Raw genomic sequence first — 12,627 nt, 5'->3', positions numbered from 1 at the left:
GGACTTGTATAAGTTAAAGTCTATACTAAAATCCCTGTATGGTTTTAACATATATATTATATACTAATTCGGACAAGATGCTACAATTTTATTTTTTTATTTCATATTCTTAAGATAGTATTTTTTACTCTATAAATAATAGGATAAGCCTTGGCTTAATAAAAATCATAGATAAAGACTAAGACTATAGATTAATCTATAGTCTCAGATATCTAGGAAATATTCAGTTTATATTTTGCAAATACTTCTTTTACTTTTTTAAGTATTTCCTTAGTTGGTGGCTTTGTGTCCCTCAACTTATATCCATAGCCTAATTGTTCCCACTTATATTCTCCCATCTTATGAAATGGAAGAACTTCAATTTTTTCTACACACTTTAAAGTAGCTAGGAATTTCGCTAATTCATCTATCTCATATAAGTCATCGGTTAACCCAGGAACTAATACATGCCTTATCCAAGTCGGTTTTTTTATACTTTCCAGATAATTAATGAACTCAAGGATAGGAGTAATTGATGCTCCAGTTATTGTTTTAAACTTATTAGTATTATAGGACTTTATATCCAATAATACTAGATCAGCATATTCTACTGCCTCTTTTACAGCATCTAACTTAATACACCCGGAAGTATCTACTGCAGTATGAATATTCTCCTGTTTACATCTTTTGAATAATTCTTTTAGAAATTCATGTTGTAACAATGGTTCTCCACCACTTGCAGTAACACCCCCATTTGAGAACTTCATAAATGCCCTATATTTAAGTATATCCTCAATAAGATTATCTATAGTTACTTCCTTCCCTTCATCGATTTTCCACGTATCCGGATTGTGACAATACTGACATCTCAAAGAACATCCTTGAAAAAACACTACATATCTAAGCCCAGGCCCATCTAGGGTGCCACAGGTTTCTACGGAATGTATTCTTCCAGTAATGTTCATAGGTAACACCTTCTTTATAGTTAGAATCTTTCATGGAAGGTTCTTTTGATTACGTCTAATTGCTGTTCTCTGGTTAATTTAATAAAGTTTACTGCATAACCTGAAACACGAATAGTGAGTTGAGGATACTTTTCTGGATGTTCCATGGCATCCATTAAGGTTTCTTTGTTTAATACATTAACATTTATATGATGGCCTAAATTATGAAAATAACCGTCTAATATGCCCACAAGGTTCATTGCTCTTTCTTCTTCATTTGTACCCAAAGCCTTTGGTACTATTGAGAAGGTATAGGATATCCCATCCTCAGAATGTTCATAGGGTATTTTAGCCACAGATGCCATAGAAGCTACTGCACCTTTCTCGTCCCTACCATGCATTGGATTTGCTCCCGGTGCAAATGGCTCTCCTCCCTTTCTACCATCCGGTGTACTTCCAGTCTTTTTACCATAAACTACATTAGAAGTTATGGTTAAAATGGACAGTGTAGGTATTGAGCTTCTGTAGGTCTTATGTTTACGGAGCTTATTCATAAATATTTTTACTATATCCACAGCTATATCATCAACCTTATCATCATTATTACCAAATGCGGGGTAGTTCCCTTCAACCTCATAGTCCACAGCTAAACCGTCTTCATTTCTAATTACTTTTACCTTTGAATACTTAATTGCTGATAGTGAATCAGCAACTACAGAAAGCCCTGCCACTCCACAAGCTGAGGTCCTTAAAACATCCTTGTCGTGTAATGCCATCTGAAGTTTTTCATAGTTGTACTTATCATGCATAAAATGGATGATATTTAAAGTATTTATATAAAGTTGAGCTAGCCAATCCATTACCTGATCAAATTTTCTTATGACCTCATCATATTCTAAATACTGTGAATTAATAGGAGCAAATTCGGGACCAACCTGCTCCCCAGTTTTTTCATCTTTACCACCATTTATTGCATATAGAAGTGCCTTAGCTAAATTAGCTCTCGCACCAAAAAACTGCATTTGCTTACCTATTTTCATAGCTGACACACAACAAGCTATTCCATAATCGTCACCAAACCATTCCCTCATTAAATCATCGTTTTCATATTGAATAGAGCTTGTATCTATAGAAACCTTTGAACAATATCTTTTGAAGTCTTCCGGAAGATTTACTGACCACAAAATAGTTAAATTAGGTTCCGGAGCAGGTCCAAGAGTGTATAGGGTGTGAAGAATTCTATAGCTTGTTTTGGTCACTAATGTTCTTCCATCTACACCCATACCCCCAATGACTTCTGTTACCCAAGTTGGATCACCAGAAAACAACTCATTATAATCTGTTGTTCTAAGAAAACGTACCATTCTAAGCTTCATTACAAAATGATCTATGATTTCTTGAACCCCATTTTCTGTCAATAATCCATCCTTTATATCCCTTTCAAAATAAATATCAAAAAAGGTAGAAACACGTCCCAAGGACATTGCCGCTCCATCTTGCTCCTTGATAGCTCCAAGATATGCGAAATATGTCCACTGTACTGCCTCCTTTGCATTTTGAGCAGGATGGGATATATCAAAGCCATATTCTTCAGCCATTTTTTTAAGCTCATGTAAAGCTTGTATTTGTTCAGCTATTTCCTCCCTAAGTCTTACCACCCTGGACTCCATATAATCCATCTCTAGCTGCTTTAATTCTAATTTCTTTTCTTCAATTAGTTTATCAACACCATATAAAGCAACTCTTCTATAATCTCCTATTATTCTTCCACGTCCATAGGCATCGGGAAGTCCTGATATAATGCCATAGCTTCTTGCCCTTTTCATCTCATCCGTATATGCATCAAATACACCATCATTATGGGTTTTCCTATATTTCAAAAATATCTCTTCAGTTTGCTCGTCTAGTTCATATCCATAGGCATTTAGAGCCTTTCTTACCACCCTAAGTCCTCCAAATGGTACAATTCCTCTCTTAAGGGGTTTATCTGTCTGCAAACCAACTATTTGTTCTAGCTCCTTATCTATATATCCCGGAGCATATGAAGTGATTGAAGAAACTTTTTTTGTTTCTGCATCTAAAACCCCCTTAGCTCTTTCTTCTTTCATAAGCATAAGAACCCTATTCCATAATTCCTCTGTTCTATGTGTTGCAGGGGCTAAAAAGCTTTCATCACCTTCATAGGGGATATAATTTTCTTGAATAAAATTGCGGACATCTACTTCCTTCATCCATCTACCCTTATTGAAATTTTTCCATTGCTTCACATTATTCACATCCTTCCATGACTATAGGCTACTCTTATCTTGCTTCTATTATTTGCAATTTCTATCTTCACAATAACTCTTATTTGTTAATTGAACAAATTGCATAATTACTTTTTATAAGAACCATCTACACATGTAGTTTTAAAATCCCAATAACTATACCATCAAATATGCTTATATCTTAAGCAATTAAATCAAGGATGATATCCCATAGTAGGTTTAGCCAAGTAAGAGTTATGAGGTTCCCTCAATTAGTTTTTGTTCTGGTTTGACGTATACTGTATACAATGTCTAATGTAATTATACTATAAACGATAATGATTTTCAATATCATTCTTCCTAAGGGCTTATGTTTTTATTCAAGAACAATTAAATATTCAAAAAAATTAGGATGGAAAGCGACAATCTCTGCCCTCCATCCTAATTTGCTTTCTATAAAATTTTAGCATTTAGTTTTTAGGAGTGTAGAAGTTCTGAGTATAATAAATATGGTATGACCCTCCTAAATAAACTCCCACTCCCATTTTTTTGCAATCTCCTAAAATATTCTTTCTATGTCCCTCAGAATTCATCCAGTTTTCATGGGCAATTATAGCACTTGGCTGCCCTGCCGCTATGTTCTCAGCTGCCATTATGAACTTCAAATTGTTATTTTCTATTCTATCAAAGGGTGATTTCCCATCTGGATTTTGATGTGAAAAATAATTCCTATCACCCATATCTTGACTATGTTTTCTAGCTACACTAGAAATATTTTCATCCCAGATATATGCAGGCTTATTATGTCTTGCTCTTATGGCATTGGCCAAATCAATGCTTTGTCTTTCATAGCTTTTTCTTAACTCATAACTAGGTTCACCAAAGAAGCTGTTTAATGTTTCTTCTGTTTCTTTTTCTATAAGTAGTACAGCCGTTACAGTGTTGTCATTATACTTGTCATAAAATATAGTTATATAGTAATCATCGATTAGGTAGGTATCCCCTTGGGAAGTGTCTAGGTTATATATTGTGTTTCCTTTCTTAATCCCACTTAAAGGATTACTATACTTGCTATTGACCTCCTTTTTAGTTGACCCTATAGTAATTTTTTTATCTGATTTCCAATTCCGTGCATTTGTATATATCCCCACAACTTTATTATCCTTTATACCTATTTGAATGTATTTACTATAATCTCCATTGTATATATACCATGTAAAACCATATTTACTTAAGTCTTTCCGTGGAGGACTTCCTAAAGCTTCAATCACCTTATCCTCTGAATCCCCAATGACTATTCCTTGGAAACTAAATTCTTTTTTATTGCTGGTTTTTTCAATTAAAGTATCAATACTTACCGTCCTAGTATTTCCATTCCAGTCTACAGAACATCCCAATGCCTCAGCTATAAATCTAGCTGGTATAAGGGTTCTTCCTTCCACAATCATTGCTGGAACCTCTAATTCAGTAGCCTCTTTATTTATTAGGGCAACTTTATTATCGATCCTAAGCTCTATAACCAAATTGTCCTTTATAGCCGTGACTTTTCTAGTTTCTCCATACCAATCTACCTTTGCTCCCAGGGCTTCTAAAATTTTTCTAAAGGGTACTAATGTTCTATCATCGACTATCATAGGTTGTACATCAAGCTTCAATATTTCTCCATCGATTTCAATCACTACATTCTTTGAGTAAGTTTTATAACCATATACCTGTGCTTGTTGTGCTGTGACTATATCTAAAAGTAAAAAATTACATATAATGCTCAAGCCAAGTAATAATGAACCCAAAAATACAATTCTCTTATTCACAATACTTCTCTCCTTACGGCCAATTATATGATATATGCTTCCATATTTTTAGATTCTTCATTAATTTGATTATTCCTTTACTTTAATAATATGTAATTTATGGTAATATTTCAATTAAACAAATAGGCCACACGAAAAAATAATGTTAGTCTGTCTTTCTATTTAACACATTGGCTTATGCTATTCACTGCATAATCAATGTGTTCAAGGGTATTAAAGTGACTAAAACTAAATCTAACTGTCCCCTTTGGAAATGTATTAAGTGTCATATGGGCGGACGGGGCACAATGAAGCCCACACCTTGTCATAATTCCAAATTCTTTGTACAGCTTATATGAAATCTCTGCATTATCATATCTAGGAAAGTCGATAGATACAAGGGCGGTTCTGCCCTCTAGTGATTTTTTCCCAATTAATCTAGCTTCTTCAATATCTGAAACCCTACTTAGGAAGCTTTCCAGTAAAAGTAACTCTTTTTTCCTTATTTCATTAGTCCCCTTATTCAATATGTATTTAAGTGCAGCATTTAACCCAAATATTCCAGGTATGTTCATTGTTCCCGCTTCAAATTTATCGGGCATATATTCCGGTTGAATCTCATGTTCTGATAAACTTCCTGTGCCACCTTCAATAAAACTGCTCATTTCTCTAACCAGTTTATCATTTATTATGAATCCACCTATTCCCTGGGGCCCTAACAACCCCTTATGCCCTGTAAAGGCTATGGCATCAGCCTTTAATCCTTTGTAGTCTATGTCTAAAAATCCTGCCGTTTGGGCCGTATCTATTATGAAGTTTATATTTCTATCCCTGCATATATTCCCAACTTCTTCAAGATCCAAGATTGTTCCACAAACATTAGATGCATGGGTCATAATTACTGCTTTAGTATTATGCTTTATATGGTTCAGTATATGGGCTGTATTTAATTCTCCTTTATCATTACATTTCACCTTTGTATATTCTACTCCCATATGCTTTAAAGCGTTTATAGGTCGCATCACTGCATTATGCTCCATGGATGAAACAATAATATGATCATTCTTTTTACAAAGTCCTTTCATTAATACATTTAAGCCCTCAGTAATATTTTTCGTAAATACCACGTTCTCTGGCTTATCAAAATTAAATAATTGACATAATAGCTCCCTTGTTTCATATACCATATCCTCTGCCATAAAGGATGAATTATATGCTCCCCGATTTATATTACATCCGATATTAGTCAAATAATTTGTCATACTCTCTGCTACCCCAGGTGCCTTGGGAAATGATGTAGCTCCATTATCCAAATATACGCCGTCCATTTTACCCCTCCTAAAAAGTAGATTAATTATCTCTACTTGAATTATATAAGATTTTTACACCTATTACCATTTCTTATAATTTTTTTCTATGGGTAAAGCTTATGCTATAGAAATTATTGATTTAACTTCATAATGAGATATTGATAAAATAGTTATGTACTAATATTTTCCAACATATAAAAAAGGAGGCTTTTTTGTGAAAGAAAAAAAAGGTATCATTATTACAGGAGCGATTGTAGGAATCATCGCCGTGCTACTAGTTAAGTTTGGGAATCCACAAAATATGGGTTTCTGTATCGCATGCTTTATAAGGGACATCGCTGGGGCTTTAGGCCTACATAGGGCCGCAGTAGTCCAATACCTTAGACCTGAAGTCATGGGTTTGGTAATAGGTGCTTTTCTAATGGCATTTAGTAACAAAGAATTCAGTGCAAAGGGAGGTTCTTCTCCTTTCATCCGATTTACACTTGGGGTAATTGTTATGATTGGCGCACTAGTATTTTTAGGTTGTCCCCTTAGAATGGTTCTAAGAATTGCTGGCGGTGACTTAAATGCCATAATTGGCTTAGTTGGATTCGCAGTAGGTATAGGTTTAGGCATTGTATTCTTAAATAGAGGTTTTAACCTTAAAAGAAGCTATAAGCTACCAAAAACCGAAGGCTTTGCCTTTCCAATAGTAAATGCTTTATTGGCTATATTATTATTTATGGCACCGGCTTTCATTTTTTTCAGTGAAAAGGGTCCCGGTTCAATGGCAGCACCGATATTATTATCCCTAGTTGCAGGACTAATAGTAGGGGCACTTGCTCAGAAAACTAGACTGTGTATGGTTGGTGGAATAAGGGATTTAATTTTATTTAAAGATACATATCTGATTTCTGGATTCATATCTATATTGTTGTTTACTTTAATTGGTAACTTTGCTTTAGGCTATTTTAAGCTTGGTTTTGCTTCACAGCCTGTAGCCCATTCCGATGCACTTTGGAACTTTTTAGGAATGCTCTTGTGTGGTTGGGGATCTGTATTGCTAGGCGGGTGCCCTTTAAGACAGCTTATTCTTGCTGGTGAGGGAAATACTGATTCTGCCATAGCAGTTATAGGCATGTTCGTTGGAGCTGCTATTGCACATAACTTCAAATTGGCTTCATCCCCCAAAGGACCCACTCCCAATGGCCAAACTGCAGTTATCATTTGTTTAATCATATTGGGATTAGTAGCTTATTTTAATTCAGAAATGAGTACCACTAAAAAGAAAGGAGATGTTTCTATTGGCTAAGATAGATGTAAGAGGTATGTCCTGCCCACAGCCTATTCTTATGACTAAAAATGCTATAAAATCAAATCCACAAAATATAGAGATTCTAGTTGATGATAACACAGCTAAAAATAATGTTTCAAGGTTTTTACAAAATGCAGGCTATAAATTGAGTATCAAAGATGCGGATGAAGATTATTTAATACATGCTGAAAAATAGGATGTGAGATATAAATGAAAAAATACATAGCACTTTTTTTCACACATTCAGGAGCTATCAAGTTTCAAAGGTATTCTAAAAAAAACAATATAAGTTGTGAGCTAATGCCTGTTCCTAGAAAATTGAGTTCTAATTGCGGTGTATGTGCGAAATTTGAATACGATAATGTAATGGATGATTTGGTGAATGAGGACATAGAACAAATATATCAAATGATAGATAATACTTATGATCTAGTATATGAAGAAAATTAAACAGTATAAAAGATGCATTGAGCTTTTTTAGACAACTCAACTCAAAAATTTGATAGTTTAAAATAGCCGGGATATTTTTAATCTCGGCTATTTTACATATGAGGAAATTGCATAACTCTTACTTGGCAGAACCTGATATGCGAATATCATACTTGCTTTAATTGCTTAAGATATAAGCATATTTGATGGTATGGCTTTGAAGAGTTTTAGACTACATATGGTAGATAGTTTTTGTAGAAGGTAATTATGCAATTTGCTCATATGATTTGATATATGCTTAAAGTTATCCTAGATAGGGATAATAATTTTAGCTATTCTCTAAGTATTAATATCCGGAATAAAGAATTTCAATGCCAAAGGCACTATTTCAAATTTAGCTGGTAAAGGTCCTCCATCTTCTCCATCAATATCTATATGGATATCACACTCTTCTAAACATGTAACAAAAAGATTATCGGTTTGAAAGTACCTTACACTATCATTTTTTATATGCTCTCCCCTTAATATTTTCACAAAGATTGCTGCTGTATCAAAAATATCCGATTTCTTAAGTATACAGACATCAAATTTTCCATCATCTAATCCAGCATGGGGAGCAAATTTTTTAAAGCCTCCGGCAGAGGAAGAGTTGAGTATTGCAAATAGCAGCACATCTTCTTCGAAAACTTCATTTTCTAATTCAAACCTATATTTTATAGATTTCAAAAGTTTTTTTGGTATTTCCTTAATCCCTTCAGCGTAGTAAGCAAATTTTCCTAAAACTGTTTTTGAAGCCACAGTTGCCTTTAATGGAACATCCGTCATTATTCCTGCTGCTGCAACATTTATAAAATAATTATCATTACATTTACAAACGTCTATATCAGCAAATTTTCCATTTCTAAACATGTCACAAATACTATCAATTTCATAGGGTATATTTAAATGGTTTGCAAAGTCGTTGACAGTACCAGCCGGTAAAACCGTAACCGGGGTATTGAGCCCTGCATTCACAATACCATTCACAACCTCACTAAGGGTTCCATCTCCACCAACAGCAATTATCAAATCATATTGATTTTCCTTTATGGTCATGACTTCATTATAAGCATCATTTTTCCCCTTAGTATCAAATTTATCTACGGATTTAAAAACCCCTTCTAAGACTAATCTCCCCACTATCACTTCAAGGTACTTTTGCAAAGTTGTCCGCCCGGAAGATGGATTATTAATAATTTTCACCTTCATAAATTACCTCCATAATTCAATGAATTATCTTTCATATTTATATTATAAACATATTTAAACATTAAAATCATCACTATAAGCTTAAATTATAATTACATTTTTGCAACCGTTCTGAATTGCCAAAGTTTTTAGCTCCCACATCATATCATCACTTGGTACATAACTATCAACAAATCCTGTTCTTACCCCTACTGGTCTATATTTTATAAGCTTGTATCTAATTTCACAATCTAAATCTACGATTAGTCTACTGATCATATCTATATTATAATAATTGTCTAAAATCCCTGGTACTATAACAGTTCTTATCTCATAAAGCTTATTAAGCTTAGATAAAAATTTGATATTCTCTAACACTATATCATTATCCTTACCAGTAAGAAGCCTATGTTCCTTTGAACTATATGACTTTAAATCAACCATAGCCATATCCATGTATTTCACTAGCTCACAATGATGGTGCAACGGAATTGACCCATTAGTATCAAGGAAGCTAGTCAATCCAAGTGCTTTTATTCTTTCAAACAAAGCAGCAACGAACCTATGCTGGAGTAAAGCTTCTCCACCAGAAACTGTAATTCCTGAAATAAAAGACTTGATTCTTACAATTTCCTTTACTACATCCTCCACATGCATTATAACAGTCCTAGGTGAGCTATCATTTTGACAGGCCTCTAAACACTTGTCACAGTATCTACACTTTTCCCTATTCCATACAATTTTATCATCAACCATTGTAAGGGCATTATATGAACAATATTTTACACATAGTCCACAATGCTTGCACTTATTTATAGTTTCCGGGTTATGGCAATATAAGCAGTTAAAATTACATCCCTGTAAGAAAACTACAGTCCTATTTCCAGGCCCATCTACTGAACTAAAGGGGAGTATTCTATTGATTACCCCCTTAATCATCGCCCCTTACCTTTCTTTCCAGTACCTTCTGATTTTTTACGGAACCAAGACCCAAAGTAACGGTATCATGAAGTACCTGATCTCCCTTATCTAATTTTTCCATTTCCGATTTTTTCACAAGATATCCCGTAATTCTTATAACATCACTATCAGAGGAATATAGTGAAAAATATCTAACCTTTTCTCTGAAAGCACCCCTTATTATATCTAAAATATACTGAGGATTTCTTTTAGCCGTGCTATCAAAGCTAAAGATATCTCCTATTCCTGAAGGAAAAAAACTATGGAACTTTGATGAATGAATTAGATGTAAATAAAGCTCCGGCTCTTCACCTATAGGTATTCTACATCCAGGGCTAATTCCTATATCGGAATCTATACCTACCTGAGCATGTAATAAATATTTTCCCCCTGAAGCTCTACAATATGGATTTATATACTTATTCACTTCCCTATTTAATCCCTCTATTATCCTAATTCCTAATTGATCTGCTTCTTGACTATGACCAAATCTATCCTCTTTATTTATAGAACTAATCAAGTGATTGACACACTCCGCCAAACCAAACATCCCAAACATAGCAGTAAAATTATCTATACTAATCAATCCCTCTTTCACTAAGAAGCTTGTTTCAAAAAATTTACTTTCCTCTACCAAGAACTTGATTCTTTCATCCATATAGCCAACCATAGCTTTAACTGCATGGGGCATGACAGTATTTATGAAATCCTTTTCATCTTTAGCCTTTTTAGCCAGTCCAGCTAGGTTAAGTCTCACAAGAGTATAGCTTCCTCCACCAATATTCAATCCATTGTAGCAGCTAGCAATACCATAGTTTTGCCCAAATTCACTTTTAAACATTCCATGATTAGCAAAACTTGGTTTTGCAGTCTCAAGTGCTGTATCTATAGCCATTATGGCAAAATCCTCTGAAGTATCTTCATCATATTTTAATGTAAGATTAGGAACTGCATTATTAAGTTCTTTCTCTGCTTCTAATATCAATCTTCCAGCCCTTGTGGCCCTTGGCCCAATATTAGCATGACAAAAAGAATCCGTCAAAGTTCTATCTATATGGGTCAAAAATAGTTTTATTGCGTGATATGCTTCCTTTTCATCTTCTATAAATGGCTCCAATAGAGTATCAATATTGCCTATATAAACGGGAAAGGATGTAATTGATGGAACATGCTTATATAATATTAGTAAGTTGTTTATGGCTTCAAAAATATCCTTTGGTGGTTTAAGCCCTAAGAATTCACTGCCATTTTTCATAAATTTATCATAGTCAGGTACTATATATCTTGGCCTATAGGGAGCATTACCTTCAAAAAGGTCACAAATTATGCCCTCATCCCTATATACTTGGGTCTCCTTACTTATTGGTAATACACATAGACTATTCTCAGCAGCCTTGGCAAGTTCTATAACCTTTTGTTCATAGGTTAATATTCTATCCTTAATAATGTTTAATATATCATCCATTTTTTCACTCCTTGAAGTAAACATTGGGTATTACTATTTATATTATATTCTTTTACCCCTCTCCTTGTAAAATACAAAAAGTAAATTGCACCTATGTAACTTAAATGCAATTTACTTTTTCCCCTTTATATTTAATTTTCTTAGACTCTTATCTATAGAGGAAATTGCATAACTCTTACTTGGCTAAACCTAATATGCGAATATCATCCTTAATTTAATTACTTAAGATATAAGCATATTTGATGGTATAGCTTCGAGGACTTCAAAACTACATGTAGTAGATGATCTTTATAGAAAGTAATTATGCAATTTGCTCTATATATATTCCAGTTAAACAGTTAATTTATACACATCAAAAATCCCTAGAAACATCGGATATTTTGAGATGTATAAATTAAGTTTAACTTTGGGAAATCTATAGACGAAATTGCATAACTCTTACTTGGCAGAATTGCATAATATATATGGTATAGCTTCGAGGATTTCAAAACTACATGTAGTAGATGATCTTTATAGAAAGTAATTATGCAATTTGCTCTATATATTTTAGTTTTTCACTTCGTAGATTACTAGGGCATAAAAAAAGGCTTCTGTTCTGAACATTTTTATATCAACAACATTGTAATTTATATTCTCTTTTAGCCATTGGTTAATATCATCTTCAAATCTTAAAGACCTCCCACTAAATATCTTCACTTGTCTCAAAATACATTCCTCCTTATCAACTTAGTATTAATTATGAGGAATATATTGAATTTATTACTTGAGTTTTGATTTTTTAATTTTATTCTTGTTCAATTATTAAAAACACAAGGGTTCCTAAAGTATATAAGAACAATCTATCTATGTACGAATTTTTAAGGTGACAAATTATTTGCCACCTTAAATTTAAAATATATATTTGAGGAAATTGCATAACTCTTACTTGGCAGAATTGCATAATATATATGGTATAGTTCTTAAGGTTTTTTAACTATATA

11 protein-coding genes are annotated in these 12,627 nt (G+C 33.6%); 3 read left to right on the top strand and 8 right to left on the bottom strand.

The window, feature by feature from the left end:
- Nucleotides 1–212: 212 nt before the first annotated feature.
- From pflA to N4A68_01235, 4 genes are all read right to left on the bottom strand, one after another.
- Nucleotides 213–944, bottom strand: a complete 732-nt coding sequence (pflA, locus tag N4A68_01250) for a pyruvate formate-lyase-activating protein (GenBank protein MCT4562944.1) — start codon at nt 942–944, stop codon at nt 213–215.
- Between the two features lie 20 nt (nt 945–964).
- The gene (gene pflB, locus N4A68_01245; protein ID MCT4562943.1) at nt 965–3,190 is read right to left on the bottom strand and encodes a formate C-acetyltransferase; all 2,226 of its coding nucleotides are present in this window, start codon (nt 3,188–3,190) and stop codon (nt 965–967) included.
- Between the two features lie 449 nt (nt 3,191–3,639).
- Nucleotides 3,640–4,980 carry a CAP-associated domain-containing protein gene (locus tag N4A68_01240; GenBank protein MCT4562942.1) on the bottom strand — a complete coding sequence of 447 codons (1,341 nt, stop codon included), beginning with the start codon at nt 4,978–4,980 and terminating at the stop codon, nt 3,640–3,642.
- Nucleotides 4,981–5,138: 158 nt separating this feature from the next.
- Nucleotides 5,139–6,287: an aminotransferase class V-fold PLP-dependent enzyme gene (locus N4A68_01235; GenBank protein MCT4562941.1), complete on the bottom strand. Its 1,149-nt coding sequence runs from the start codon at nt 6,285–6,287 to the stop codon at nt 5,139–5,141.
- A gap of 196 nt (nt 6,288–6,483) precedes the next feature.
- On the opposite strand from N4A68_01235, the gene yedE reads away from it, so the two are divergent.
- From yedE to N4A68_01220, 3 genes are read left to right on the top strand one after another with little or no spacing between them, the layout of a single operon-like run.
- The gene (yedE, locus tag N4A68_01230; protein ID MCT4562940.1) at nt 6,484–7,563 is read left to right on the top strand and encodes a YedE family putative selenium transporter; all 1,080 of its coding nucleotides are present in this window, start codon (nt 6,484–6,486) and stop codon (nt 7,561–7,563) included.
- Nucleotides 7,556–7,762: a sulfurtransferase TusA family protein gene (locus N4A68_01225; GenBank protein ID MCT4562939.1), complete on the top strand. Its 207-nt coding sequence runs from the start codon at nt 7,556–7,558 to the stop codon at nt 7,760–7,762. The genes yedE and N4A68_01225 overlap by 8 nt, the downstream gene beginning before the upstream one ends.
- A gap of 14 nt (nt 7,763–7,776) precedes the next feature.
- Nucleotides 7,777–8,016, top strand: a complete 240-nt coding sequence (locus N4A68_01220; protein MCT4562938.1) for a DUF3343 domain-containing protein — start codon at nt 7,777–7,779, stop codon at nt 8,014–8,016.
- A 318-nt stretch (nt 8,017–8,334) separates the two neighbouring features.
- Here N4A68_01220 and N4A68_01215 read toward each other — a convergent pair whose 3' ends face one another.
- The 4 genes from N4A68_01215 to N4A68_01200 all read right to left on the bottom strand — a co-directional run bounded on the left by N4A68_01215 (nt 8,335) and on the right by N4A68_01200 (nt 12,352).
- Nucleotides 8,335–9,243 carry a YegS/Rv2252/BmrU family lipid kinase gene (locus N4A68_01215; protein MCT4562937.1) on the bottom strand — a complete coding sequence of 303 codons (909 nt, stop codon included), beginning with the start codon at nt 9,241–9,243 and terminating at the stop codon, nt 8,335–8,337.
- An 81-nt stretch (nt 9,244–9,324) separates the two neighbouring features.
- On the bottom strand, nt 9,325–10,161 hold the full coding sequence (locus N4A68_01210) for a YjjW family glycine radical enzyme activase (GenBank protein ID MCT4562936.1): 837 nt from the start codon (nt 10,159–10,161) through the stop codon (nt 9,325–9,327).
- A complete protein-coding gene (locus tag N4A68_01205) occupies nt 10,154–11,647 on the bottom strand; it encodes a YjjI family glycine radical enzyme (GenBank protein ID MCT4562935.1) in 1,494 nt (497 codons plus the stop codon). The genes N4A68_01210 and N4A68_01205 overlap by 8 nt, the downstream gene beginning before the upstream one ends.
- Before the next feature lie 546 nt (nt 11,648–12,193).
- Entirely contained in the window at nt 12,194–12,352 is a 159-nt protein-coding gene (locus tag N4A68_01200; GenBank protein ID MCT4562934.1) for a hypothetical protein, read from the bottom strand.
- Between the last annotated feature and the right edge of the window lie 275 nt (nt 12,353–12,627).

The sequence above is a fragment of the Maledivibacter sp. genome, from assembly GCA_025210375.1.
In the GTDB taxonomy this organism is placed as follows: Bacteria; Bacillota; Clostridia; order Peptostreptococcales; family Caminicellaceae; genus JAOASB01.
Note: the sequence above shows the minus strand (reverse complement) of the source record. Positions and strands in the feature narration are given on the sequence as shown.